The sequence below is a fragment of the Streptomyces sp. NPDC045968 genome (assembly GCF_056430475.1).
This window is the reverse complement of record NZ_JBWKLF010000002.1, coordinates 799,011-824,969: the sequence shown is the minus strand read 5'-3', so window position 1 is coordinate 824,969 and position 25,959 is coordinate 799,011. Positions and strand designations below refer to the sequence as shown.

21 protein-coding genes and 1 pseudogene are annotated in these 25,959 nt (G+C 73.2%); 11 read left to right on the top strand and 11 right to left on the bottom strand.

Annotated elements, in window-relative coordinates; all coding sequences use genetic code 11:
• Nucleotides 1-12: 12 nt before the first annotated feature.
• The 4 genes from AC07FA_RS09255 to AC07FA_RS09240 form a co-directional block, all read right to left on the bottom strand.
• Nucleotides 13-1,467, bottom strand: a complete 1,455-nt coding sequence (locus AC07FA_RS09255; RefSeq protein WP_479074192.1) for an MFS transporter — start codon at nucleotides 1,465-1,467, stop codon at nucleotides 13-15.
• 275 nt (nucleotides 1,468-1,742) lie between these two features.
• Nucleotides 1,743-2,471: a TetR/AcrR family transcriptional regulator gene (locus AC07FA_RS09250; protein ID WP_479074191.1), complete on the bottom strand. Its 729-nt coding sequence runs from the start codon at nucleotides 2,469-2,471 to the stop codon at nucleotides 1,743-1,745.
• Between the two features lie 338 nt (nucleotides 2,472-2,809).
• A complete protein-coding gene (locus AC07FA_RS09245; protein ID WP_479074190.1) occupies nucleotides 2,810-3,685 on the bottom strand; it encodes a PaaX family transcriptional regulator C-terminal domain-containing protein in 876 nt (291 codons plus the stop codon).
• A complete protein-coding gene (locus tag AC07FA_RS09240) occupies nucleotides 3,682-4,326 on the bottom strand; it encodes a GNAT family N-acetyltransferase (RefSeq protein ID WP_479074189.1) in 645 nt (214 codons plus the stop codon). The genes AC07FA_RS09245 and AC07FA_RS09240 overlap by 4 nt, the downstream gene beginning before the upstream one ends.
• Nucleotides 4,327-4,437: 111 nt before the next feature.
• Here AC07FA_RS09240 and AC07FA_RS09235 point away from each other — a divergent pair, with 111 nt between their 5' ends.
• Nucleotides 4,438-5,481, top strand: a complete 1,044-nt coding sequence (locus AC07FA_RS09235; protein ID WP_479074188.1) for an alpha/beta hydrolase family protein — start codon at nucleotides 4,438-4,440, stop codon at nucleotides 5,479-5,481.
• 11 nt (nucleotides 5,482-5,492) lie between these two features.
• Here AC07FA_RS09235 and AC07FA_RS09230 read toward each other — a convergent pair.
• Nucleotides 5,493-5,663: pseudogene (locus AC07FA_RS09230) on the bottom strand (hypothetical protein); the annotation flags it as partial.
• Nucleotides 5,664-5,892: 229 nt separating this feature from the next.
• The gene (locus AC07FA_RS09225; RefSeq protein ID WP_479074186.1) at nucleotides 5,893-6,246 is read right to left on the bottom strand and encodes a DUF6204 family protein; all 354 of its coding nucleotides are present in this window, start codon (nucleotides 6,244-6,246) and stop codon (nucleotides 5,893-5,895) included.
• A gap of 230 nt (nucleotides 6,247-6,476) precedes the next feature.
• Here AC07FA_RS09225 and AC07FA_RS09220 point away from each other — a divergent pair, with 230 nt between their 5' ends.
• Nucleotides 6,477-8,441, top strand: a complete 1,965-nt coding sequence (locus tag AC07FA_RS09220) for a DUF5107 domain-containing protein (protein ID WP_479074185.1) — start codon at nucleotides 6,477-6,479, stop codon at nucleotides 8,439-8,441.
• Between the two features lie 117 nt (nucleotides 8,442-8,558).
• Here AC07FA_RS09220 and AC07FA_RS09215 read toward each other — a convergent pair whose 3' ends face one another.
• The 3 genes from AC07FA_RS09215 to AC07FA_RS09205 all read right to left on the bottom strand — a co-directional run bounded on the left by AC07FA_RS09215 (nucleotide 8,559) and on the right by AC07FA_RS09205 (nucleotide 11,358).
• Nucleotides 8,559-8,912 carry a VOC family protein gene (locus AC07FA_RS09215; RefSeq protein ID WP_479074184.1) on the bottom strand — a complete coding sequence of 118 codons (354 nt, stop codon included), beginning with the start codon at nucleotides 8,910-8,912 and terminating at the stop codon, nucleotides 8,559-8,561.
• A gap of 59 nt (nucleotides 8,913-8,971) precedes the next feature.
• A complete protein-coding gene (locus AC07FA_RS09210; RefSeq protein WP_479074182.1) occupies nucleotides 8,972-9,781 on the bottom strand; it encodes a class I SAM-dependent methyltransferase in 810 nt (269 codons plus the stop codon).
• A gap of 92 nt (nucleotides 9,782-9,873) precedes the next feature.
• The gene (locus tag AC07FA_RS09205) at nucleotides 9,874-11,358 is read right to left on the bottom strand and encodes a phosphatase PAP2 family protein (protein ID WP_479074181.1); all 1,485 of its coding nucleotides are present in this window, start codon (nucleotides 11,356-11,358) and stop codon (nucleotides 9,874-9,876) included.
• Between the two features lie 225 nt (nucleotides 11,359-11,583).
• On the opposite strand from AC07FA_RS09205, the gene AC07FA_RS09200 reads away from it, so the two are divergent.
• The 4 genes from AC07FA_RS09200 to AC07FA_RS09185 all read left to right on the top strand — a co-directional run bounded on the left by AC07FA_RS09200 (nucleotide 11,584) and on the right by AC07FA_RS09185 (nucleotide 15,708).
• Nucleotides 11,584-12,357, top strand: a complete 774-nt coding sequence (locus AC07FA_RS09200) for an IclR family transcriptional regulator (RefSeq protein ID WP_479074180.1) — start codon at nucleotides 11,584-11,586, stop codon at nucleotides 12,355-12,357.
• Nucleotides 12,354-13,202, top strand: a complete 849-nt coding sequence (locus AC07FA_RS09195; protein ID WP_479074179.1) for an SMP-30/gluconolactonase/LRE family protein — start codon at nucleotides 12,354-12,356, stop codon at nucleotides 13,200-13,202. The genes AC07FA_RS09200 and AC07FA_RS09195 overlap by 4 nt, the downstream gene beginning before the upstream one ends.
• 244 nt (nucleotides 13,203-13,446) lie before the next feature.
• Entirely contained in the window at nucleotides 13,447-14,673 is a 1,227-nt protein-coding gene (locus tag AC07FA_RS09190) for an aminotransferase class I/II-fold pyridoxal phosphate-dependent enzyme (RefSeq protein ID WP_479074177.1), read from the top strand.
• Nucleotides 14,674-14,685: 12 nt separating this feature from the next.
• On the top strand, nucleotides 14,686-15,708 hold the full coding sequence (locus AC07FA_RS09185; protein WP_479074175.1) for an MBL fold metallo-hydrolase: 1,023 nt from the start codon (nucleotides 14,686-14,688) through the stop codon (nucleotides 15,706-15,708).
• Here the strand turns inward: AC07FA_RS09185 and AC07FA_RS09180 are convergent.
• Nucleotides 15,702-16,349: a DedA family protein gene (locus tag AC07FA_RS09180; protein WP_479074174.1), complete on the bottom strand. Its 648-nt coding sequence runs from the start codon at nucleotides 16,347-16,349 to the stop codon at nucleotides 15,702-15,704. The two genes, AC07FA_RS09185 and AC07FA_RS09180, sit on opposite strands and share 7 nt — an antisense overlap.
• Nucleotides 16,343-17,125 carry an MBL fold metallo-hydrolase gene (locus AC07FA_RS09175; RefSeq protein ID WP_479074173.1) on the bottom strand — a complete coding sequence of 261 codons (783 nt, stop codon included), beginning with the start codon at nucleotides 17,123-17,125 and terminating at the stop codon, nucleotides 16,343-16,345. Before AC07FA_RS09175 ends, AC07FA_RS09180 begins: the two co-directional genes overlap by 7 nt.
• Nucleotides 17,126-17,321: 196 nt before the next feature.
• On the opposite strand from AC07FA_RS09175, the gene AC07FA_RS09170 reads away from it, so the two are divergent.
• The 5 genes from AC07FA_RS09170 (at nucleotide 17,322) to AC07FA_RS09150 (ending at nucleotide 25,946) form a co-directional block, all read left to right on the top strand.
• Nucleotides 17,322-19,442 carry a phage holin family protein gene (locus AC07FA_RS09170; RefSeq protein ID WP_479074270.1) on the top strand — a complete coding sequence of 707 codons (2,121 nt, stop codon included), beginning with the start codon at nucleotides 17,322-17,324 and terminating at the stop codon, nucleotides 19,440-19,442.
• Nucleotides 19,443-19,510: 68 nt separating this feature from the next.
• Nucleotides 19,511-21,616 (top strand): NAD-dependent DNA ligase LigA, encoded by a 2,106-nt coding sequence (gene ligA / locus AC07FA_RS09165; protein ID WP_479074172.1) that lies wholly within the window; start codon nucleotides 19,511-19,513, stop codon nucleotides 21,614-21,616.
• Nucleotides 21,617-21,751: 135 nt separating this feature from the next.
• Nucleotides 21,752-22,558 carry a rod shape-determining protein gene (locus AC07FA_RS09160; RefSeq protein ID WP_479074171.1) on the top strand — a complete coding sequence of 269 codons (807 nt, stop codon included), beginning with the start codon at nucleotides 21,752-21,754 and terminating at the stop codon, nucleotides 22,556-22,558.
• Nucleotides 22,559-23,252: 694 nt separating this feature from the next.
• The gene (gene secD, locus AC07FA_RS09155; protein WP_479074169.1) at nucleotides 23,253-25,547 is read left to right on the top strand and encodes a protein translocase subunit SecD; all 2,295 of its coding nucleotides are present in this window, start codon (nucleotides 23,253-23,255) and stop codon (nucleotides 25,545-25,547) included.
• Between the two features lie 93 nt (nucleotides 25,548-25,640).
• Nucleotides 25,641-25,946 (top strand): 4a-hydroxytetrahydrobiopterin dehydratase, encoded by a 306-nt coding sequence (locus tag AC07FA_RS09150; RefSeq protein WP_479074167.1) that lies wholly within the window; start codon nucleotides 25,641-25,643, stop codon nucleotides 25,944-25,946.
• Nucleotides 25,947-25,959: the final 13 nt, after the last annotated feature.

Sequence of the window (25,959 nt, the reverse complement as noted above, 5' to 3'; positions counted from 1 at the left end):
GCGGCCGGTGGTTCAGCCGGCCGGCGCGGCGGCGGTGCCTGCCCGGGCCGGATCGGGGCGCAGCCGTACCGTGACCAGGGCGGCGGCCAGGCCCGCCACGGCGCACACCGCCCACCCGGTGGTGTAACCGCCGACGGCGACCCGGCCGTCGGCACCGGAGTGGGCGCTCAGCGTGGCACCGAGGACCGCGGCGCCTACCGCGACGCCCAACGACAGGACGAGTTCGTTGATCCCGGCGGCTGTCGCGGTGTCCTCCTCCGCCACCGCCTCCACCGTCAGGGCACGGGTGGACGACTCGAAGATGCCCATGGCGAGACCGGCGAACGAGGACAGGACCAGATAGTCGAGCAGGGTCGTGTGCCACACCATGAGGCCGCCGAACCCCAGCAGGGTGAAGACACCGGCCGCACCTATGGTGAGCCGTTCCCCCGCGCGCCGGAGCATCGTCGGAGTCAGCAGCGAGGAGGCGACGCTCGCCAGCGTCATCGGCAGCAGCGCCCAGCCGATCGCCGCCGAGTCCAGACCGATGCCGTAGCCGGCCTCGTCCGACGAGGCGGCGAGGAACGTGGCGTTGGCGGCGATCGAGCCGATCGTGGCGAACGAGACGAAGAACGTCACCGCGCTGAGCACCGCGATCCGGGCGTTGCCGAACATACGGACGTCGACCAGCGGATGGGCGACCCGCAGCTCCGCCTTCGGCCAGACCGCCAGGGCGGCCAGCCCCACGAGCCCGCACACCAGGGTCGGCGTGGACCCCCAGCCCCACGTCGATCCCTGTGTCAGGGCCAGTACGACGCCGGAGAGCCCGACCGCGAGCAGCAGGAACCCCACCAGGTCGAAGGGGCGGGCGCCGGCCGGGCGGGCCTCCGCGTCCGGCATCAACACGCAGGCCACGGCGCCGAGGGCACCGGCGGCGACGCCGACCCAGAGACCGAGCCGGGCGTCCTCGGCACCGACCGCGCCCGAGATGATCCCGGCGAACCCGACGGCCAGCAGAAGGGCGCCGACGAGGACCCCGATGCCCACGCGGGACGCCCGCTCACCACCCCGGTTGCGCAGGATGCCGATCATCAGCGGCATGAAGCCGACCACGCCGCCCTGCATGACGGCGCCCACGGTCAGGACGGACAGGGTCGGCCGGAGCGCCATCAGCAGGGAGCCGAGGGCGACGAGCCCCACGGACAGCCGCAGGACACGCCGGTAGCCGTAACTGTCGCCCAGCCGGGAGAGGACCGGCGTGAGCACGGCCATGCTCGTGGTCTGGATGACGTAGATCCAGTTCTGCTGCGCGGTGGTGATGCCCGCCTGCTCGCCCAGGCCGGCCAGGAGTGGCGACAGGTACTGCTGGGTGAAGCCGCTGGCGATCTCCACGGCGATCATCGACGCGAGCACCGGGCGCAGGCCGATCGGCCTGAAGGCGGTGGGGGACGGGGGGACGGACGTTCCGGGTACGGACGTTTTGGGCATGGAGGCACACCTCAAGGACGAAGAGCCGCTGCGGACATGGGCCCGCGGAGGGCATGACAGAGGGGGCGGGGCCGTGCGGAGCCGCCGCCGTGGTGCGGTCGTTCGGCTGCGGGGCGCGTGGGACGCGCGGGGCTCGGCTCGCGCGCCACGGAGGGGCGAGAGGCCGTGCGGGACCGGCCGTTCGGACCGTTCGGGCAGCCCGGAGCGGGCGGCGGGCCGGTGGGCTGCCGCCCGTTCGTCGGCGGGGCGTCAGGGGTGGCGGGGCCGCGTGGGGGTCAGGCGGCGCCGGTGTCCTCCGGCGCACCGGGATCCGCCGCGTCGTCGGGGCCGTGCTCGGCGCAGGGGGCGGCGGGCGGGGAACCCGGTGGCGCCGCGATGCGGGGGACGTTGCCGTCGAGCGCCAGGTCCACCAGCGCGTCCATCTGCGAGAGGAGGAACGCGTCGGCACGCACCTCGGTGCGGAACATCACCACTCCGGACCAGGAGTCCAGCAGCAGATCGACGTCCACGTCGGCCGGCAGATCACCGCGGGCGATCCCGCGCTGAACGGCCGCCCGCGCGTACTGCCTTCGCGGACCGAGCACCTCGGTCCGGAAGCGCTCCATGACGGAGGGGTCGCCCATGTTGGCCCAGAGCGCCGAGAGGACGGACCCCTTGCTGGCGCGGCTGTCGCGCAGGATCTGGCCGAACAGGTGGCGCAGCTCCCGGCGGGTGTCCCCGACGTCCGGTACGTCGTCGACGATCGCCTCCCGGATGAGCAGTTCCCCGACCAGTTCCGACTTGCTCGACCACCGGTGGTAGACGGTTTTGCGGCTGACACCGGCACGTTGAGCGACCTTGTCGATCGTGAGCTCCAGATACCCGAGCTCGGCCAGCACCTCCGCCGTGGCGTCCAGCACCCTGCGGGGGACGTCCGCGGGGTCACGCGTGCGCCCGCCGCTCGTGGTGACGGTGGCGTCCGCCGCGGTGTCCGTGTTCGGCTCGGGGGTACGGCGCAGGCTCATGGACGCTCCCGGGACAGGTCTGCCGGGCTCCTGGATCGGGCCGCCCGCGCATGCAGCTCAACATACGAACGCCGACACGGACGCGTCAACACATTGGGGGAAACATTGTGTAACCCACAGGAGGGTCCCTCGGTTGACGGACTTCGGGCCGGTCCCACAAGAACCCGCCCTGGCTACGCCTGATGGGCCATTCGCGGCTGATGTCGGCGCCCTTGGTCGGCTCATGGGTGGGTAACACAGTGTTTCCCTCAGGCGATACGGCGAGGGCTGTCGGGCCCGCCGGGGATGCCGCCGCACCGCGAAGGGCCGCCAGGTGCGGTACGCGCTCGATCGCGCCGTCAGCGCGTGGCCCGGTCCGCCGCTTCTCGGGTGATGTCGGCGTAGAGGCGGAAGAGGGCCGGGCGGGCTTCGCCGTGGTCGCGTTCGTGCAGGGCTGCCCAGCAGCGGGCGATGAGCTCCCGGGCCTGGGTGCCGGGCCAGGGCCGGGGCAGGAGCTCGGGCGGCAGCAGCGGGTCGGGCTCGATGGCGTGGGTGAGTTCGGCCGCCAGCTCGACCGCGATGGTGAGCAGTGCGGACGCGGGGAGCCCCGCGGGGTCGGTGAGCCGGTCGAGGCGGGGCCGCGTGATGCGGCTGAGGCGGTGGTAGCGGTCGGCGATCTCCTGGAGGGGCCACAGGTGGCGGGCGAGTTCGGCAGGCTCCTGGGTGCCGCCCCTGCGCAGGTCCGTGGTGGTCAGGAGGGTGAGCGCTCCGTGGGCGCCCAGGCGGTGGGCGGCGTCTTCGACGTACGGTTCCCAGGCGTTGGCGCAGACGTAGAGTCCGCCCTGGAGCGGGGCGCCCCCGAGGTGGACGAGCGTCTCGCGCAGGGCGTCGCGGGCCGTGCGTGCCGATTCGGGCACGGCGAAGGCGGCCAGGTGCCAGACACCGTCCCAAGGGGCGAGCCCGGCGTCCTGGCGGAATGCGTACCGCAGGAAGTCCGCGTTGGGGGCCAGGGCCTGGGTGGTGGCTTCGGTGGCGTGCAGCACTGCTTTGCGGCCGCGGCCTTGGTGGGTGAACCGGTTCTCGGCCACGAGGCGTTTGACGCACAGCCGTACCTGCTGGTCGCTCATGCCGAGGGCCGCGGCGACGCTGTACAGCTCGTCCGCGCTGACCGTGCCGTCCTCACGGATCAGCGCGTGGACGAGCATGCGGGTGGGGACCTCGATGGGGTCGGTCATGGTGTGCGCGGTCCTCTCGGCCCCTTCGTCCCGACAGGGCGGTGCATGGTGGTCACCGCGCCGAACCCCAGCAGCCCGCGCAAGCAGGGCGTGTGCTCGGTCCGTACGGCTGTGAAGCCGCGCCGCTCGTACAGGGCTCTGGCGCGCGGATTGGTGTCGATCACGTCCAGTCTGATGTCCCGGCAGTCCTGCTCCGCCGCGACGGCGGCCACTTCCTCGATCAGCAGACTCCCGATGCCGCGGCCGCGTATGCCTGGGGCCACGGCGATTCCGTCCATGACGAGCTGGCCGGGGGCCGGGCGGCGTTCGAAGAGGGCGAGGAGCGCTAGCCGGTGCAGCCCCCGCAGGTGACCGTAGGCGCGCAGCACGGCGGAGGCCGATCCGCCGGTGAGAGCCCGGCCGCCGAGCTGGTAGCCGGCGAGGCCGACGAGCTGCCCGTCGAGGAGCGCGCAGACCGCGCGATCGGTGTTGAGGTGGGCGGCGATGAAGGGCACCGCCTTGTCCGGCGGGTTCAGGGCGGGGCCGAGTTTGCGGCTGAAGGCACCCCAGTACAGCTCGGCCGCCGGCCGCTCGGCTCCGGCCGGAACGCCCCGTCGTATGGACACCGGTCCACTGCCGGTACGTGTCGCGTCAAGCCCCATGCCGTGCCCCCTTCGCGCTGCGATCCGAACATAAATCTATCATTACCCTTACGATCGTTTCAGGAATGATAGTTTCGGCGGCCTCACCCCGAGCAGAGGCGGTCAGATCTCATGAGTCCGAAGATCCAGCTCCGACGCCGCGGGCTCCGCATCGCCGTGTGGTCACTCGTCACGGTCCTGGTCGTCGCCGCCGGTCTCGGCGGAGTCGTGCTGTGGCAGAACTCGTACGCCATGAACGAGCAGCGGGTCTCGATCCGGCACGGCGGCCACACCCTCAACGGCGTACTGGCCACCCCCAAGGACGGCCGCGAGCGCCACGGTCTGGTCGTGTACGTCCACGGCGACGGCCCCGTCGACGCCACCCACGACGACGGCTACAAGCCCATGTGGGAGGCGAACGCCAAGGCCGGGTACGCCTCCCTGTCCTGGGACAAGCCCGGCGTCGCCGACGCGCCCGGCGACTGGCTCGACCAGTCGATGGACGACCGGGCCGACGAGGCGGCCGCCGCGATCGCCTGGGCGCGCGCCCGCCCGGACATCGACGGCGACCGGATAGGGCTCTGGGGCGCCAGCCAGGCGGGCTGGGTCCTGCCGAAGGTCGCCGCCAGGACGCCGGTGAGCTTCGTCATCGCCGTCTCACCCGCGGTCAACTGGCTCCAGCAGGGCCGCTACAACCTCCTCGCCGAACTGCGCGCCGACGGCGCGTCGGCAGCCCGTACCGAAGCCGCGATCGCCAAGAGCGACACCACTCGCCGGCTGCTGCAACGCCACGCGGCCTTCGAGGCGTACGTCGAGGCCGTGCGCGGCGACACGGACGGCATGACCGCCGACCGCTGGGGCTTCATCTCCAAGAACTACACCGCCGACGCCACGCAGGACCTGCGCGCCCTGTGCGGCGTACCCGTGCTGCTGACTCTCGCAGGCCATGACATCAACGTGGATACCGCCGACACCGAGCGCGTCTACCGCAAGGTGCTGGACGCAGGCGGTGGACTGAAGGTCGAGCGCTACCCGGACGCGGCCCATTCACTCCTCAAGCGGTCCATCGAGCGGTCGGACCTCAGGATCACGCTGACCGCGCTCCTCTTCCCTCGCTCGCTGTTCGCCGAAGGATTCCTGGGCGACCAGCGGCAGTTCCTGAAGGATCTCGGCTGAGGCTCGCCGGATCACCGGAGGGGGCGATGCCGGGTTCCTCGGGTGGACCAGTACAGGCCGTAGGAGCGGGTGGGGCGGGTGACGGCGAGCCAGTCACGGGCCGCGGCCGGGGCGCCGCGCACGTCGAGGACGAAGTCGCGGTGGCGCACTCGGTCGAGGGTGTACTCGTGGCACGCCGGAGGAGGAGGTCGACGAGTCGAGCGCCCGCACCCTGGGCGCGGTCCAGATGGCCCTGTTCACCGGCTTGATGACGCCACGCGGACCAGGACTGCCGGCTGCGGTCCGGCCACCGACGGCATCGCGCGGGGGATCGGGGGATGGGCGCCCCCCGCCCGGCGCGCCCATCCGGCGGTCGGCCCCGGTCTGACGGCGGGGGCGCGAAGGGCAGGTGTCGCACTCATCGGCCCCGCGTCACGCCGCCCCCGAGCCGCGCCGTCCCTTGTAGTTGATCTTCATCGTGTCCATGTCCGTCACGGTCGAGCGCAGCCCGCCATGACCGCATCCCCGGCCCTTGAGCTCCGTCTCCGCGCGGTCCTCGGCGATCGCCGCCGCCATCTCGTCGCCGTCCTCCGCGTCCGACACCACCACGTAACGGAAGCTGAAGTGCTTCAGAGCGGCGTCGTACGTCAGCGAGCCCTCCTCGCTGAACTGCATCGCCGTCAGACCGTGCTGGTCGACCTCCGCCAGCAGCCGGGCGCGGGCCTCATCCGTCAGCCCCTCCCACGTCCCCCGCACGATGACCCGGTACGTGTGCTGCGCGCTCATCCTCGGTGCCGCCCTTCCCTGTCCCTGATGTCCTGCGGGGAGCAGGCTACGACGACAACGGTGCGACGCCTACGGAATATCGTGGACCGCGCTGTGCCTCCGGCCCGGTCGTCGGGGCCTTTGCCGAAGACGGACGGCTGCGCCCCTGGTCCGGGCGGCTTCCAGCGTGTTCCATGGTCATCGGGGGGCGCCCGGACCTGCGGCGGCCCGCGCGAGGGAGCGAGGTTGTCTTGGCCACGACCGTACGACGTGCCGTACTGACCCTGCCCGCAGCACCGTTGGGCCCGGAGAACCCGCTGCCCGCCTTGCGGCCGCTCGACGAACCGCACGCACTCGACCACCGCGAGCGGACGGGCCTGCCGCGCGACATGGCGCGGCAGCTGGGCCACGCACCACTGCGCACCGTCCTGCCCACGCGCATCCTGGACGGCTACGGGCGCGAACGCACCCCCACCGCCCTGGACACCATCGTCATCGAGAACGACCGGCTGCGTGTCACGGTCCTTCCCGGGCTCGGTGGCCGCATCCACTCCCTGCACCACAAGCCGACCGGCCGCGAACTGCTCTACCGCAACCCGGTGTTCCAGCCCGCCGCGTTCGCGCTCAACGGGGCCTGGTTCTCCGGAGGCATCGAGTGGAACATCGGCGCCACCGGCCACACCACGCTCGCCTGCGCCCCGGTCCACGCCGCACTGGTCCCCGCGCCCGACGGCGGCACCATGGTCCGGCTCTGGGAGTGGGAGCGGCTGCGCGACCTGCCCTTCCAGGTGGACCTGTGGCTCCCCGACGACTCCGACTTCCTGCACGTCGGCGTACGCATCCGCAACCCGCACGAGCATCCCGCCCCCGTCTACTGGTGGTCCAACATCGCCGTCCCCGAACACGAGGGAACCCGCGTCCTGGCCCCCGCCGACGAGGCATGGCACTTCGGTTACGAGCGGACCCTGAGCCGCGTCCCCGTCCCGGAGAACGGCGGCATCGACCGTACGTACCCCCTGCGCGGCGACCACCCCGCCGACTACTTCTACGAGGTCCCCGACGGGGCACGCCGCTGGATAGCCTCCCTGGACCAGGACGGGACAGGACTGGTCCAGACGTCCACGGACCTGCTGCGCGGCCGCAAGCTCTTCCTCTGGGGCAGCCGCCCCGGTGGCCGCCGCTGGCAGCGCTGGCTGACCGAGCCCGGCACCGGTGGTTACGCGGAGATACAGGCCGGCCTCGCACGCACCCAGCTGGCACACGTCCCCCTCGAACCAGGCGGTGAATTCAGCTGGCTGGAGTCCTACGGTCCGCTGTCCACGGACCCCGCGGCCGTGCACGGCGCCGACTGGGGCCGCGCCCGGGCGGAGGCCGAGGGGCGGCTGGAACGGGCTCTGCCACGCGCCGACGTCGACGCCGCGCACGAGGCCTGGTGCGCCTGCGCCGACACCGAACCGGGCGCATCGCTCGCCACCGGCTCCGGCTGGGGAGCCCTCGAAGTCCAGCGGGCCGGGTACACGCTCCCCGGCACCCCGTTCGACGCGTCCACCCTCGGTGAACAGCAGGAACCCTGGCTGGAGTTGCTGCGCTCCGGCACCTTCCCCGAGCCGCACCGCCCGGCCCCGCCGGGCCCTTCGCTGGTCTCCCGGCACTGGCGCGACATGCTGGAGACGGCCCCCGCCGACCCGCTCACCGAATACCACCTCGGTGTCGCCCAATGGCACGCCGACGACCGCGCGCAGGCCGTCCGCAGCTGGGAACGCGGCCTGTCCCGGGCGACCTCCCGCTGGCCCCTCCTGCGCTGCCTCGCCGTCGCGGCCGAGGACAGCGGCCAGACCGGCCGGGCCGCGGACCACTACGGCGAAGCGTTCGACGACCTGTGCGCACAGCGGGGCGACGACACCTGGGCAGCGGCGACGGACGCGCTCGCCCGCGAGACGATCGGGGCCCAACTGGCCGCCGCCCGCCCGGAGGCGGCCCGCCGCACCTGGTCGGCCCTGACCCCCGCCATGCGCGGCCGGGGCCGCTTCCGCCTGCTGGAAGCCCGCATCCTGCTCGCCGAGGGCGACAAGTCCGCCGTCCGCGCCCTCTTCGACGCCGGCTTCGAAGTCGCCGACCTGCGAGAAGGCGCGGAGGTCCTGGGCGAGCTCTGGAAGGCCGTCACCGACGAACCACTGCCGGACGCGTACAACTACCGGATGCGTCCGGAGCACTGACCACCGCGCGTGTACTGCGCATGCTGTGGGCCGGGACCGTCCTGCTGGACGGCCGCCGGCCCACGCGCGAACTGGCCGACGAGGTGCCGGTGCGCTCGTTCCCCGCCAACTGGGCCGTCAGGCGGCCTGGTTGCGGTCCACGTACTCGAAGACCGAACCGTCTGGATGCAGCGCGATCAGATTGCGTCCGACGGGGGTGGGGACCGGACCGGCGACGATCCGGGCCCCCGCCCGGGTCAGAGCCGCGTGGGCCTCGTCGACGTCCTTGACCGCGATCGTCGCCGAGACCTTGCGCAGCACCTCGAGCTCCGACTCGGGACCGCTCATCAGGAGAAAGCAGCCGATCGCGGCGACCGAGACCCCGCCGCGCTCGAAGCGCAGCGCCCGGGCGCCCGTGAGGCCTTCGTAGAAGGCCGCCGATGCAGCCAGGTCGTCGACGCAGATACGCAGCGTGGTTCCGAGGATTTCCATGCCCACGAGGGTAGTTGGCCGCCCCGGCGCATGTGATCGATTCCTGCCGGACCGGCTCCTCAGGCGCGGCAGAGGATCTCGCCGTGCGGCACCATGAACCAGGCATCGTCCTGGTCGCCCCAGGCGCGCCAGGCGGCGGCGATCTCCGTCAGCTGTTCCGCGTTCGCGTGGCCGCCCTCCACCGCGAGCTTCGCGTACACCGAAGCCGTCGTGCGGTCCGCCCACAGGCTGCTCCACCAGGCACGGCTCTCCGGAGTGCCGAAACACCAGGCGGCCGCCGTCGGCGTGATGTCGGTGAAGCCGGCCTGCCGGGCCCAGGAGAGCAGCCGTCGTCCCGCGTCGGGCTCGCCGCCGTTGGAACGGGCCACCCGCCTGTACAGCTCCAGCCACTCCGCCAGGCCCGTGACCTCCGGGAACCACGTCATCGCGGCGTAGTCACTGTCACGGGCCGCCACGATGCCGCCCGGCCTGCACACCCGGCGCATCTCGCTCAACGCCCGGACGGGGTCGCCCACATGCTGGAGAACCTGGTGGGCGTGCACCACGTCGAAGGAGTCGTCGGGAAAGTCCAGGGCGTGCACATCGGCCGTCGCGAACTCGACGTTGTCCAGACCCCGTTCGGCGGCGACCTCGGCGGCCTGCCCGAGGATCTCGTCCGTGATGTCGACGGCGGTCACCCGCCCCGGAGCGACCAGGGCGGCGAAGTCGGCCGTGATGGTGCCGGGACCGCAGCCGACATCCAGCACCGCCATGCCCGGCCGGAGTTCACCGATCAGAAAAGAGGCCGAGTTGAGCGCGGTACGCCAGCGGTGCGAGCGCAGTACCGACTCGTGGTGGCCATGGGTGTACACGGCCGTCTCCTTCGACATGACCGCACGTCCTCTCTCGGAATGCTTCGACAGCAGGTGAGAACACGGTACGCGGCCATGTCGCATCATGAGATACACGTCTCGCCATATGGTCACGCGGGCATCGGGCAGTACACCGTGAGCGCCTCCGGCAGCTTGTCGATCAGCAACTCCGTACCGGAATGGGCCACTTCGCCGTCGTACGCGTACGGGGTGCCCGGCGTGAGGCCGGAGAGGCGGACGCGGCGCCGGCGCACCGCCGCGTGGGCGGGCGACCGGGTCAGCGGCCCGGCGATCGCCGCCGCCAGGAGTCGCAGCCCCGGCGTGCGGCCGCCGTGCACCACCCGTACGTCCAGCAGGCCGTCCGCCAGGTTGTGCCGGCGGCCCGGCATCGGGCCCACCCGCTGGAACATGCCGTTTCCGGCGAACACCAGCCACAACCTCCGCCTGCGCCCCTGGAATTCGACCTCCAGCGGACTCTTGCCGCGCAGTGCCTCGAACGCCGCGAGCACACCGGCGGGCCAGCCTCCGATACGCGGCGCCCAGTGCTCCCGGGTCCGTACGAGCTCCGGATAGACGCCGAGGCTGAACGCGTTGACGAAGCAGCCGTCGACGCCGCCGGGGCCGGGCCGGATGCGTCCCAGGTCCACCCTGACCGCGCTGCCGGAGGTGAGCGCCATGACCGTGTCCGGCACGGCCTCGATGCCCAGGTCGTACGCGAAGTGGTTCAGCGTTCCCCCGGGGAACACCGCCAGCGGCAGCTTGTTCACCGCCGCGACGGTCGCCGCGCGGTTGATCGTCCCGTCGCCTCCGCAGACGCCCAGCGCCAGGCAGCGCCCGGCCGCCTCGTCCAGTGCCGCGGACAGGTCGGCGGGCGCGCACTCCACCAGCTCGGCGAGGGGCAGCGCGTCCCGGACCAGCGAGGCGGTCGCCGCCGCCGACCCCGACTCCCGGTTGACGACCACCACGAGTCCCTCTCCGGCCGGCAGGGCGGGTGCCTCGGCCGGCGGTCTCCCCGGTGCGGGCAGCTGCCCCCGCGTCGGCACGACCCCGCGCAGCGCGAAGGCCGCCCCGGCGCCGAGCACCGCACCGGCCAGCACATCGCTCGGATAGTGCACCCCCGTGTAGACGCGCGACGCGACGACCGCCGCCGCGACCGGGGCGACGACCGCGCCCCAGCCCTTCGACTCCAGCGCGACACCGGTGGCGAACGCCGCGTGCCCGGACGGGAAGGACGTGGTGAACGGCTGGCGCTTCAGCCTCCGTATCACCGGCACCGCGTCGAGTACCGGCCGTTCCCTGCGTACGGCGCTCTTGCCGACGGTGTTGATCGCGGCCGAGGCGACGGCCAGCGAGGCGACACCGCGCAGCGCCGCGCGGCGGGCGCGCGGGCTGCCGCCGAGCGCGGCCATGCCTGCCGCGGCCCCGAACCACAGCAGCCCGTGGTTCGCGCTGCGGCTCAGCCGCGGAAGCAGTGGCTCCGCACCCGGCCAGTGCCGGCCGGCCACGCTCTCGAAAACGGCGCGGTCGCGCTGGTGGAGCCAGGCCGCCAGGCGGGCGGTCGTGCGGACGGGAGGGCTGGTTCTCAATGACGGCATGGGACAGCGAATACCCTGTCGCGCCGCGTCGAACCAGGAGGCGCGCACGCGTCATGCCGGGCCGGTGAAATACCTTGAATGCGGGCAAGCTCCCATGAAATTCCCCATGCTCCCGTCACCTGCTTCGCCCCGCGCCGTTGCCCCGGCAAGTGCCCTGCGGCTAGCCTGCGTTCGTGATTCCGGTCATTGACCGGAGTGTCGAACAAACGAAATGGGTGGGAGAACATGGGACGACTCGTCCCAGCGGTGACCCGGGCGCTGGATGTACTGGAACTCTTCCTCCAGGGTGACGGAACCCTCTCGGCCCCCGAAGTCACCCGCAAGCTTCAGCTGCCGCGTACCACCGTCCATGAACTGCTCACCACTCTCGCCGCCCGTTCCTACCTGGTGACGGTGCCGGAGCAGCCCGGCCGCTACCGGCTGGGCGTACGGACGTACCAGCTCGGCAGCCGGTACGCAGAGCAGCTCGATCTGGCCGCCGAGGGGCAGCAGGTGGCCCGCGAGGTCGCCGAGAGCTGCGGGGAGACGGTCCATGTGGCCATCCTGGAGGACGCCGAGGTCATCTACATCGCCAAGGTGGACTCCACGCACGCCGTCCGGATGGTCTCGGCGGCCGGCCGGAAACTCCCCGCGCACTGCACCTCCGTGGGCAAGCTCCTGCTCGCCGCCCTGCCGGAGGCCGAGCTCGACGCCCGGCTCGACGGCCGCGAGCTCGTGGCGATGACGGAGAACAGCGTCACCGATGCCGCGGAGCTGCGGGCCGCGCTCGCCGTCGTACGCAAGCGGGGCATCGCGGTCGAGCACCGGGAGTCCAACCCGGACGTGAGCTGTGTGGCCGCGCCGGTACGGAACCGGGCCGGCAACGTCGTCGCCGCGCTCTCCATCTCCGTACCCATGATCCGCTGGAGCGAGGAGCGCGAAGCGGAACTGGCCCGTCTCGCGGCCGGTGGCGCCGACGCGCTCTCCGCCCGGCTCGGACACCGCAAGGGGCAGGCGTGACGTACACCGTCGAGACAGCCGTACGCGAACAGGCGGAGCTCGGCGAGGGGCCTACCTGGGACGCGGCGGCCGGACGGCTGATCTGGGTCGACATCCTCGGCTCGCGCATCCACACGTACGCTCCCGAATCCGGCCGCCGTACGGTCATGGCGACCGGGCAGCACGTCGGAGCGGCGAAGCCGCGTGCGGGTGGGGGTCTGGTGGTGAACCTCCGCGACGGCATCGGCCTGTACGACGCCGCGGGCGCCTTCTCCTGGCTGGTCCACGACCCCGTCCCGGGGCGGCGCGGAAACGACGCGGCGGTGGCGCCGGACGGCGCGCTGTGGGCGGGGACCATGCGCTACGACGAGGACGAGGTCGGCGGGAGCCTGACGCGGGTCGCGGCGGACGGATCGGTGACCGACGCACTGGGCGTCGTCGCGTGCAGCAACGGCACGGGGTGGAGCCCGGACGGCCGCCTGATGTACTACATCGACTCGGGCACGGGCCGCGTGGACGTCCTGGACTTCCTCGGTACGCGCGCGGTGCGCCGGCGGCCCTTCGCGGTGATCGAGGCGGGGGCCGGTACGCCGGACGGACTGACGGTCGACGCCGAGGGGGGTGTGTGGGTCGCGCTCTGGGACGGGGCGGCGGTGCGGCGGTACGCGCCGGACGGGCGGCTGGACCGGACGTATGCGCTGCCCGTGCGGCGGCCGACGGCCTGCGCGTTCGGTGGACCGGGGTTGCGTGACCTGTACGTCTCGACGGCTCGTACGGGGCTGGTCGCGCCGCATCCGTTGTCGGGGTCGTTGCTGGTCCTGCCGGATGTGGGGCGGGGGCTGCCGGGTACGTCGTTCGCGGGGTGAGGGGTCCGTCCTCAGGCGCCGGACGGGCTGGTTCCGGTGTGCCGGTGCGCGTCAGCAGGCCGTACCGCCCGGGGTCGGGTGACCGGGATACGCGGGTGGGGGCGTGCAGGAGGGTCCCCGCCCGACCCGCCACCGCGCAGGTGGAGGACCCGGATACGCGACGCGTGCGCGGGCGGCCCCGGGGAAACCTCCGTATAAAGGGCCGTGAGGGCGACACAGGGACCGCCGGCGGAGGAGGCCCGGGATGCAGAGGACCGAGCGAGAGCAGCGGGAGGACCACGGCCCCGTCCGGTACGGTCCGCCCGCCCCCGACCCCGGCCTCCCCGTGCTTCCGGAGCTCGCCGCCGTGCTCGCCGCCGCCGCCCCCCGGACCCACCCCGAACCACCCGGCGGCGGACGCGTCCTGCGGGAGGCGGCCGCCGCCTACTGGGCGCGCCGAGGTCTGCACACCGCCCCGGAGGCGATCGCCGCCGCCCCCGGCGCCCAGCCCCTGCTGCTGGCGCTGATCGCCGCGCACGGCGGCGATGTCTTCATGCCGCGCCCCTGCCCCGCCTCCTGGACGCCGCAGGCCCGGCTCATCGGTCACCCCGCCTACCATGTGCCCACCCCGGCCGAGTGCGGCGGCATCCCCGATCCGTACGCCCTGCTCGAAACGGTCCGCAGGGTACGCGCCGAGGGCGGCCGGCCCCGGCTCCTGCTGCTCTCCGTGGCCGACGACCCGACGGCCACCGTCGCCCCGCCCGAGCTCGTCCGCGAGGCGTGCGAGGCGGCGGTCGCCGAGGGACTGCACATCATCAGCGACGAGACCTGGCGCGACACCCTGCACCGGCCGCACGACACGGTCCTGCTCAGCCCGGCCGAGATGTGCCCCGAGGACGTCACCGTGCTCTCCGACCTGGCCGGTGCCCTGACCCCGGCCGGCTGGCCGGTCGCGGTCGCCCGGTTCCCGGCCACCGAACGGGCGGCCGCGTGCCGCGCCCGTACGCTCGACGTCCTCACCGCACTCGGTGCCTTCGTCGCGGGCCCCGTCGCCCCGGCCGCCGCCCACGCGCTGCGCGAACCGGAGGCTGTCACGCTCAGGATGCGCCAGGCCGCCGAGGTGCATGCGGCCGTCGCCGCGGCGGCACACCGCGCCGTGCTCACGGCGGGCGCCCTCGCCAGGCCGCCGCAGGCGGGCCGCCACATGTACGCGGACCTCGGCCCGCTCCGCTCGCGGCTGGCGGCGCGGGGCGTGACGGACTCCATGGAACTGGAGGAGTACCTCACGGACCGGCTGGGGGCCCCGACGCCCGGCGGCCACCGATTCGGGGACGAACTGGGTGCCCTGCGGGTGCGGCTGGGCACCGGGCCGCTGCTCGGCTCAACCCAGGAGGAGGAGCTGGAGTCCCTCACCGCGGTGGAGCCCTTGAAATTGCCGCACGTCGCCCAGGCGCTGAGCATGTTCGCAAGCGCCCTCGACGAACTCCGATGAAGGAGCCGCTCGATGACGGAACAGACGCAGCGCCCCGGGACGACCGGGACCACGGCGCCGGACGGCACGACCGCGACACGCCCGCTGGGTGAGGTCCGCGTCTGGCCCCGTACCTTCGCCGACCGTCTCACCACGCCCCTGCCCGGCATCAGGGGCATGACGCGCCTGGCCCGTGAGCGTGCCATGCGGCCCAACGCCGAGGGGCTGCGCGGCATCCACCGCCTGCCGTTCGCCCCCGCTCCGCTGCCCCTGGTGGACAGCGGTACGACCGCGGTGACCTGGGCCGGTCACGCCAGCTGGGTCGTCCGCATCGGGGGGCTCACGGTCCTCACCGACCCGGTATGGTCCCGCCGCATACTCGGGACCCCGGCCAGGATCACTCCCGTCGGCGTCCGCTGGGACGAGCTCCCACCCGTCGACGCGGTCGTCATCAGCCACAACCACTACGACCACCTCGACGCCCCCACCCTGCGCAGGCTGCCCAGGGACACCCCGCTGTTCGTCCCCGCCGGCCTCGGCCGCTGGTGCAGACGCCGCCGCTTCAGCTGTGTCACCGAGCTGGACTGGTGGGAGTCGGCGGAGCTGAAAGGCGTCCGTTTCGACTTCGTGCCCTCGCACCACTGGTCCAAGCGGACCCTGACGGACACCTGCCGGTCCCTCTGGGGCGGCTGGGTGCTCGGTGACCGGCGCGGAGGGCGGCAGATCTACTTCGCCGGGGACACCGGCTACGGACACTGGTTCAAGGAGATCGGCCGCCGCTATCCGGGGCTGGACCTGGCCATGCTGCCGATCGGGGCGTACGAACCGCGCTGGTGGCTCCGTGACGTGCACGCCGACCCCGAGGACGCCGTGCGCGCCTACGAGGATCTCGGGGCCAGGGCGATGGCCCCGATGCACTGGGCGACGTTCCTGCTCTCCGCCGAACCGGTCCTCGAACCGCTCACCCGGCTCCGTACCGAGTGGCAGCGGTCCGGACACCCCCGTGACCGGCTCTGGGACCTGCCGATCGGCAGCTCGCGGGTGTTCGGTCACTGACCGGCGGTTCCGCCGGCTCCGTGCCCGAACCGCACCCGGATCCTGCGCCACACCGTCGGCGCCGCACTGATCAGCAGGGTCAGCCCCACAGCGGCGACCACGCCCTGCCACGGCTCGGGAAAGAGGGAACCGCCCAGAATCCCGATCAGCTGGTACGTCGCGGCCCAGGCCAGACACGCGGGAACGTCCCCGCGGGCGAACCTGCGCAGCGGCATCCGGCCGAGCAGACACGCCAGCATCACCGGAATCCGCCCCGCGGGCACCAGCCTGGACAGCACCAGCACCGTTCCGCCGCGCTCGTCCAGCTTCTCCTGGGCCTGCGCAAGCCGTTCCGGAGCCGCCCTGTCCGTGAGGGCCCGCAGCCACTTCGAGCCGTTCTTGGAACGCACCCCCCGCTGCCCCAGCCAGTAGAGGCAGACGTCACCGAGGAACGCGGCGGCCGAGGCCACCCCGAACACCACCAGCAGCGAGAACGGGGCCGTCTGGTGAAACGCCACCACGGCAGCCGAACTCACCAGTGCCCCCGTCGGAATCACCGGCACCAAAGACCCCAGCGCCACCAGGAGAAACAACGACGGGTAGCCGACGGCCTGCTGGGTCGACTCGTCCGGCAGCTGCCGGAGCACCTCGTCGATCACCATGCGGCCTCCGGCCGCACACACTCACCGTGCTCCAGCCGGTGCACCGCCACCTCGGGGGCGAGCCGCGCGGCCTGCCGCACGAACTCCTCACCGGGCGCGTGGAACTCGTGCGGCCGGATGCCGTCCATCCCGATCGGCCAGTACGTGCCGTAGTGCACGGGGACGGCCGAGCGGGGCCTGAGCCGGGTCAGCGCCTCGGCGGCGCGGGTCGCGTCCAGGTGGTTGTGCCCCAGCCACGGACCCCAGCCGCCGACCGGCAGCAGCGCCACGTCCACCGGGCCGATCGCCTCGGCCATGCCGTCGAAGAGACCGGTGTCCCCCGCGAAGTACGTGCGCGCCTCGCCCTCGACCACGTAACCGAGCGCGGGCGAGCGGTGCGGCCCCACGGGCAGCCGGCGCCCGTCGTGACGGGCGGGGACCGCACGTACCCGCAGGGCGCCCGCCTTCACCTCGTCCCCCGCGGCGACCTCCGTGATGTGCAGGCCCCGCACCCGCCGCAGCATCCGCAGCCCCGGCACGGCGCGGAGCGCCCCGGCGGGCACGAGCAGCCGGCTGCCGGGGGCCAGCCGGGCCAGAGACGGCAGATGGAGATGGTCGGAATGCAGATGCGAGACGAGGACCAGCTCCGCGGCAGAGGCCTCCGGCGGCGGCACCGCGCCGCGACGGCGGCGCAGATGCGCGAAGCGCCGTACGAAAAGGGGATCGGTCAGCACCCGCACCCCGGAATCCTCGATCGTGCACGTGGCATGACCCCACCAGGTGACCTCCACCGGCACGCGTCGCCTCCTCGCTCTTTCCCCGTCGCACACGCGTCGACGCCGCGCACGTGTCGCCTCCGAGCCTAGGGTGTGCGGCTCGGCTTCGGGCCACTACCGGCTGTGAAAGGCTGGTCGCGGGCCCTGGGACGACGGGCCGGGACGTGAGGTGGACGGCGTGAGAGACGCGCGATGGCGTACGACGGGCAGAGCCCTGATGCGGGTGCTGGCGGTCTGGGCGGTGTCCACCCTGACGATGCTCGCGCTCGCCGGCATCCTGCCCGAATTCCAGCTCCAGTCGGACAACGGCGACAGCATCACCAAGACCGCGTTCACCGCGGCCTGGGGCGCGGGCGCCTTCGGACTGCTCTCCGCACTCGTCTGGCCCGTGCTCGTACGGGCGTTGCTCGTGGTGCCCGCGCTCGTCCTGGGCGCTCTCGTCTTCTTCCTCAACGGCTCGCTCCTGCTGATCGCCCTGCGCCTCATCCCCGACGGGCGCGGTGCCGCCGATCCGGAGACCGCGGTCGTCGTCGCCGCGGTGATGTCGGCCGTCGCCTCCGCGACCTCCACGGCCCTCGCCGTCCGTGACGACGACGCCTACCGGCGAAGGCTCTCCCGGCTCGCGGACCGGCGCCGCCGCCGTACCGGCACGGCGGGCACCGCGGACGGCGGCCGCGGAGGCCCGCCGGGCACGGTGTTCATCCAGCTCGACGGGGTCGGCCACGACGTGCTGACGAAGGCCGCTGCCGACGGGCTGATGCCGACCGTCGCACAGTGGCTGGCGACCGGGACGGGTCACCGCCTGATGCCGTGGCACACGGACTGGTCGAGCCAGACGGGCGCCAGCCAGCTGGCCATCCTGCACGGCAGCAACCACGACGTGCCCGCCTTCCGTTGGTACGAGAAGGAGACCGGCACCGTCATGGTCTCCAGCAGACCCGCGAGCGCACTCGAACTCCAGCGCCGCGCCATCGCCCGTACCCACGACGGCGGTCTGCTCACGGTCGACGGAGCGAGCCGCGGCAATCTCTTCAGCGGCGGAGCCGACCAGCTCGCCCTCGTCCTCTCGATGGCCGCCCGGCGCGGCAAGGGGCGGCGTTCGCGCGCCGGGTACTTCGCGTACTTCTCCGACCCGGCCAACGCCGTGCGTACCGCCCTGTCCTTCGTCGCCGAGGTCGGCCGCGAGATCGGCCAGTCGACGCGCGCACGGGTACGGAAGGAGACGCCCCGGATCAAGCGCGGCGGGCTCTACCCCTTCATCAGGGCCTTCGCCACCGTCGTCGAACGCGATGTGGTGGTCGCCGCCGTCATCGGTGACATGTTCGCCGGACGCACGGCCGTCTACGCCGACCTCGTCGCCTACGACGAGGTCGCGCACCACTCGGGGCCGCACAGCCGCGACGCGGAGAAGGTCCTCGAATGGCTCGACCGCTCCCTCGCGCTCATCACGAAGGTCGCCGAACAGGCCCCGCGCACCTACCGGATCGTGCTCCTCTCCGACCACGGCCAGAGCCCGGGCGAGACCTTCGCCGGGAAGTACGGGCTGACCCTGAAGGACCTGGTGCGGGCGGGCTGCGGGCTGCCCGTGCCCCGCCGGGCGCAGCGTACGAGGAGTGGCTCGGAGGCCCGCGACGCGGTCCGGATCGCCCTGCACAGGCCCGTCGAGGCGGGGGAGGCCGAGCACCCGGCGAAACGGTCCGACCCGGTCGTCCTGGCGTCGGGCAACCTCGGGCTGCTGTCCTTCCCGGACCTCGCCGGACGGGCCTCGCGCGAAGAGATCGAGCGCCGTCACCCCGCGCTGCTGGGGACGCTCGCCAACCATCCGGGGGTCGGCTTCCTGCTCGTACGGAGCGAGGAGCACGGGTCCGTGGTGCTGGCGGCCGGCTCCGAGGTCCCGGTGTCGGAGCTGACGGACGGGGAAGGGCCGCTCGCCGGGTTCGGTCCCGGTGCGGCGGACGCCGTCCGGCGCACCGACACGTTTCCGCATGTCGCCGACGTCATGGTCAATTCGATGTACGACCCCGGCACGGGAGAGGTGCACGCCTTCGAGGAACAGATCGGCTCGCACGGCGGGCTGGGCGGAGAGCAGTCGCGGCCGTTCCTGCTCTGGCCCGCCGGGCTGACCGATCCGCTCGACGCCGTGGAGGCCCAGGGAGCGCTGGTCGGCGCCGAGGCCGTGCACCGGGTTCTGGCGTACTGGCTGCGCGAGGCATCCGGACCGCAGGTGCCACTCGCCCCGGACGGCCTCGGGGCCCCGGCCCCGGCCCCGGACGAGCACCGGCCGCCCGGGGGTGACACCGTGCCCGGCACCCTGGGCCGGCCGGCCGGCGGACCATGACGTGATCCGCCGGCCCACCGCCTGGCTGCTCGGCGGCATTGTCAGTGGTGGGCGGCAGGATGGGGGGCATGACGACGAACCCAGCTGTTGTGCTCGCCGACGCGCCCGCGTACGCCGCCGCTGTCGACCAGGCCGCGCAGGCCGCCGCCGCGTACTACGCCACGGGCGAGAGCACGCTCGACGACGACGCGTACGACCGTCTGACGCGGGGGATCGCCGCCTACGAGGCCGAGCACCCCCAGGAGGTGCTGGCGGCGTCGCCCACGGGCAAGGTCGCGGGCGGCGCCGCCGTCGGGGACGTACCGCACACCGTCCCCATGCTCTCGCTGGACAACGTGTTCTCCGCCGAGCAGTTCGTCACCTGGACCGCGTCCCTGGAGCGGCGCATCGGCAGACCCGTCGCCGCCTGGAGCGTGGAGCCGAAGCTCGACGGTCTGGCTGTCGCCGCGCGCTACCAGGACGGCCGGCTGGACCGGCTGATCACCCGCGGCGACGGCACCGCCGGAGAGGACGTGTCGCATGCGATCGGTACCGTCGTCGGTCTGCCCGAGCGGCTCGGCTCACCGGTGACGATCGAGGTGCGCGGCGAGGTCCTCATGACCAACGAGCAGTTCGAACAGGCCAACACCGTGCGTACGGAGCACGGCGGCGCCCCCTTCGCCAACCCGCGCAACGGGGCGGCCGGCACACTCCGCGCCAAGGACCGGCCCTACCGGGTCGAGATGACGTTCTTCGCGTACGGGGCGCTTCCGCTGCCCGGTTCCGGTGAACTGACCGCCACCCTGGCCGAGCTCCCGCACAGCGAGGTCCTCGCCTACGTCTCCGGGCTCGGCGTGCACACGGCGGCGGACACGGCCGCGGCGCCGCGCACCGTCACCACCGCGGAGGAGGTGCGGGCGAGGGTCGAGGAAGTCGCCGCGCTGCGCGCCTCGTTGCCGTTCGGCATCGACGGCATCGTGATCAAGGCGGACCTGGCCGCCGACCAGCGGGAGGCGGGCTCCGGCACGCGGGCGCCGCGCTGGGCCATCGCGTACAAGCTCCCGGCCGTCGAGAAGGTCACCCGGCTCCTGGGCGTCGAGTGGAACGTCGGCCGTACCGGCATCATCGCGCCGCGTGCCGTCCTGGAACCGGTCGAGATCGACGGATCGACCGTCAGCTTCGCGACCCTGCACAACCCGGCCGACATCACCCGGCGGGATCTGCGCCTGGGCGACCGGGTGATGGTCTACAAGGCGGGCGACATCATCCCCCGTATCGAGGCACCCGTCGCGCATCTGCGGACGGGTGAAGAGCGGCCGATCGAGTTCCCGCAGACCTGTCCGCAGTGCGATTCGGAGATCGACACCAGTGAGCAGCGCTGGCGGTGCACGCGCGGGCGCAACTGCCGCCTGGTCGCGTCCGTCTCGTACGCGGCGGGCCGCGACCAGCTCGACATCGAGGGCCTCGGTTCGACGCGGGTGGTGCAGCTCGTCGACGCCGGTCTGGTCGCCGACTTCGCCGACCTCTTCACCCTGGAGCGCGAGCAGCTCCTCGCCCTGGACCGGATGGGTGAGACGTCCACCGACAATCTGCTGGCCGCCATCGAGACGGCCCGCAGCCGCCCGCTGTCGCGGGTGTTCTGCGCACTCGGAGTGCGGGGCACGGGGCGCTCCATGTCCCGGCGTATCGCCCGGTACTTCGCCACGATGGACCGGATCGTCGCCGCCGACGCCGAGACGCTCCAGCTGGTCGACGGCATAGGCAAGGAGAAGGCGGCGGGCGTGGTCGTGGAGCTGGCGGAGCTCGCCCCGCTGATCGAGAAGCTGGTGAGCGCGGGCGTCAACATGACGGAGCCCGGTGCGACGCCGCCGCCGGAACCGGGGGCGGAGCAGGCCGGAGAAGCGGGCGCCGAGGACGGGGAAGGACGGCCGGAGCTGCCCCTCGACGGGATGACCGTGGTCGTCACCGGGGCCATGACCGGTCCGCTGGAGAAGCTGTCCCGCAATCAGATGAACGAGCTGATCGAGCGCGCGGGCGGGAAGTCCTCGTCCAGCGTCTCCAAGCGGACGAGTCTGCTGGTCGCGGGGGAGAAGGCCGGGTCCAAGCGCACCAAGGCCGAGGATCTGGGAGTCCGGATCGCGGCGCCCGACGAGTTCGCCGAGCTGGTCGACGCGTTTCTGGCCACGGAGGTCTGACGGAGGGACCCTTTGATTCCTTGAGGAAGTGGCGTTCTCTTCCCCGGTATTGCATAGTGAGGGCTCGGTCATGCCTCGCTATCAGCGGGTCATCGGTGCGTGGGCGGCTGCGGTGGCGGGCCGGGGTGAGGGGCGATGAGTTCTTTGCGCGACGGACGGCGACACGGTAGGCCGGTCCACCGGCACCCCCGGGCCACCCGGGGCATCGCCATCGATCTCGGCAGCTCGCGGACCCGCGCCTGGGTGCCGGGGCGCGGCCTCGTCCTCGACCCTCTGCCGGACGACGTCTCAGGGCGGCCCGTACGGCGCGGACGCATCGTCGACCCCGAGTCCTGCGGCAGGCTGCTCGGCCGCATCGCCGACGCGGCGCTGGGACCCGACCGCAGTGACACCGTGATGGTCCTCAGTCATCCGGTCCTCGCCGGAGCGGAGCACCGGCGGGCGGCGAGGGAACTCCTCACCGCCCTCGGGCCGGCCGGCGTCGTCGTCCTCGACAGCGCCAGGGCCGCCGCCGCGTACGCGCACCCCCGGGGCCGCGGTCCGCTGCTCGTCATCGACATGGGCGCCGAACTGACCGAAGTGACCCTGCTCGTCGACGGGACGGTCACGGACGCCCGGCAGGCGGAGACCGGACTCAGCGACCCCACGGCGGATGCCGTCCCCGGCGCCGTCGTCCGGACCGTGCTGGACATGATCATGTCGATGTGGCGGCAGGACCGGCACGGGGCGCTCCGCGGCGCGTTGCGCAAGGGGCCCGTGCTCGCCGGAGGCGGTGCCCTGCGCCCCGACATCACCCACCGGATCGCGGTGCGCCTCGGCGTGCCCGTCCGCCTCGCCGACGACCCGTCGACCGCTGTCGTGCGTGGTGCGGGACTGATCCTCGGCTCCGTCCTGCGCCACCCGGACGCGGTGCCCGCCGCCCTTCCCGGCCGACCGGGGTGAACCCCCTCCCGGGGCCGCCCCGGGGGACCGCGCACCCGGCAGGCAGGCCGCACCACCGGACCGCGGGCGCCCGGCACATCCTGGCCGCGCTCCTCCTCACCGTCCTCGCCCTCGTCGGCGGCGCCCCCGCGGCAGGGGCGGCGGGTCTCCCGGCGCACGCGTCCGCAGGACCGCCGTCGACCGCCCACGCACCCGCCGCGCAGCCTCCTGCCCACCACACCGACCGGACGGCGCGCCCAGGACACGTCCAGGACACCCGCAGGCCCCGCGCCCACGGGTCAGCTATCCAGGACACCCGCAGGCCCCGAGCCCTCGGGGCCGCCGTCCAGGGACCCCGCCGTCCCGTACCCCCGGCAGCGTCCTTGCCCCGGCGTGCCGGGGCACCGGGCGGCGATCCCGCCGGGCCTCCCCGGGCCGGTACCGAGCGCCCCCACCTCACGCAGTGCCTCGCAGCACCCGGCCACCCCGCCCTGCCGCCGGGCCCGTTCCGTACGGCAGTGGCGGGCGCCGCAGGGCCGCGCCCGGCCGAAGCTCCCGTCCGCGCCCCCGGCCGGGCCCGCGCGGCGCTGCCCGGTGTACGGGGTCCTCCCGCAGGGCCGCCGGTCGGCCGACCGGTCCCACGGACCTGTTCCACAGAGCAGCCGTTCCGTCCTCGCTGAGATGAGGGCGGCCGGCGCCCCCTCGGAGGATTCCCATGACTCGCGCCACCACGGTGCGAGCGGTTCTGGCTGCCGCCGTACTGCTCGTCTCCGTGTACATCACGCTGACCATGTCACCCGCACTCGGCCTCGACCTGCGGGGCGGCACCCGCATGGTGCTCCAGGCCAAGGACTCCGGTACCGCCGTCGCGGACCGGGAGACCACCGACCGCACGCTTGAGGTGCTCCGCCAACGCATCGACTCCCTCGGCGTCGCCGAGCCGACCCTGACCCGCTCCGGCGAGAACCGCATCATCGTCGAACTCCCCGACGTCCAGGACCCGCGCAAGGCGGCCGACGTGCTCGGCAGAACCGCCCAGCTGACCTTCCACGCCGTGAGGGGACCGGACACTCCGGCGACGGACGGCGAGCAGGGCCGGACATCCCTGCCCGACGAGCGGGGCCGCCCCCTCGCGCTCGGCCCCGCCGCACTCTCCGGCGCCGGAGTGAAGGACGCCACCGCCGTCTTCGACGCCCAGCAGGGCGCCGGCTGGACCGTGGACCTCGCCTTCCACAAGGGCGCCGCCCGCGACTGGACCAGCCTGACCGGCCGAGCCGCCTGCCACCCCGTTCAGGACGACCGGCGCCGCGTGGCCATCGTCCTGGACCGGCAGGTGATCTCCTCCCCCCAGGTCGACCCCTCGGTCGGCTGCGACGTCGGCATCCCGTCCGGATCGACCCGCATCACCGGTTCCTTCTCGGCCGACGAGGCCCGTGAGCTCGCGCTTCTCGTGCAGGGCGGCGCACTGCCCGTCCCGGTGGAGATCGTCGAACAGCGGACCGTCGGACCGACGCTCGGAGCCGAGGCCATCGACGCCGGAGCCGCGGCCGCCCTCATCGGAGCCGCGGCCACCGCGCTCTTCATCACCTTCGTGTACCGGCTCTTCGGCGCGCTCGCCGCGGTGGCCCTCGGCGCGTACGGCGTCATCTCGTACGCCGCGCTGGTGGCCCTCGGGGTCACGCTCACGCTTCCCGGGCTCGCCGGATTCGTCCTCGCCATCGGGATGGCGGTCGACGCCAACGTCCTTGTCTTCGAGCGGGCCCGCGAAGAGTGCGCGGAGCGCCCGGGCCGCTCCCTGCGCTCCGCGCTCGCCGCCGGATTCCGCAAGGCCCGCAGCGCGGTGGCCGACTCGAACGTGACCACCCTCATCGCGGCGGGACTCCTCTTCCTCCTGGGCTCGGGACCGGTCAAGGGCTTCGGCGTCACGCTCGCCATCGGCGTGCTGGCCTCGATGTTCTCCGCGCTCGTCATCGCCCGCGCGCTCACCGAGACGGCCGCCCGCTCGCGGTTCGTCAGCGACTACCGGGGCGTCAACGGCATCGCACGCCCGGGCCGCGTGCGGACGTGGCTGACCCGCCGCGATCCGCGACTGTTCGCCGCACCGCGCCGCTGGCTCCTGGTCTCCGGGGCGCTGGTCGCCCTCGCCGTGCTCGGCATCCTGGTGCGGGGCGTCGGCCTCGGCGTCGAGTTCACCGGCGGTCGCCTCGTCGAGTACTCCACGAGCCGTCCCGTCGACGTGGAGACCGCCCGTACGGCCCTCGCCGCCGCCGGTTTCGGCGACGCCGAGGTCACCACCGCGGGCGCGGGCGACCTCTCCGTACGCACCGGAGCGCTCGACAACGACGAGGAGCACGCGGTCCGCGCGGCGCTGGCCGCGGAGGGAGGGGAGACGGCCAAGGTCCGTGACGAGCTGATCGGCCCCAGCCTCGGCGAGGAACTGAGGCGCCACGCGCTGATCGCGCTCGCCGTCGCCGTGTCCGTCCAACTCGCCTACCTGGCAGTCCGGTTCCGCTGGACGTTCGCCGTGGCGTCGGTCGGGGCGCTGGTCCACGACCTCGTCCTTCTCGTCGGCGCGTTCGCCTGGCTGGGGCGGACCGTCGACGGCGTCTTCCTGGCCGCCCTCCTCACCGTCATCGGCTACTCGGTCAACGACTCGGTGGTGGTCTTCGACCGGGTCCGCGAGCTGTGGGCCGGGAACCGGAGCCTGCCTCTCGCCACCGTCGCCGACCGGGCCGTCCTGCAGACCGTCCCCAGAACCGTCAACACCGGCATGGGCGCGCTCTTCATCCTCACCGCGCTCGCCGTGCTGGGCAGCGACTCCCTGGCGGACTTCGCTCTCGCCCTGCTCATCGGCGTCTGCGTCGGTACGTACTCCTCGGTGCTCACCGCCGTGCCGCTCGCCCTCGTACTGGAAAGGAGCAGCAAGGCCCCGCCACCGGTCCGCACGTCCGGGCGCCGGACGGCTCCGGCGGCGCGCCGGGGCCCGCGCGACAACGGAGCCAGGGTCTGACGCCGTCGCCGTGTCACTCGCGCCGGGGGCGCCACGGAGACCGTAACGTCACGGGCACTGTTGATCCGCCCGTCGCCGGTAGGGAGCCGTGTCATGGCCGATGAACCGCTGTCGCAGGAAGAGGTCGAGGGGCGGCTGGGCGATCTGCCCGGCTGGTCGCTGGAGGGGGACCGGATCGTCCGCGGTTACCGGCTCCCCTCGCACTTCGCCGCCGCCGCCCTGACCGTCCATGTCGCGCAGATCCAGGAGGAACTGGGCCACCACTCGGATCTCACCCTGGGCTACAACACCGTCGGTCTGTCGGTGAACACCCACTCCGCGGGCGGCGCCGTCACCGAGAAGGACCTGACGCTGGCGACGCGGGTGGAGGCCATCGCTCCGGCACACGGCGCCCACTGAGACCGGCGTCGCG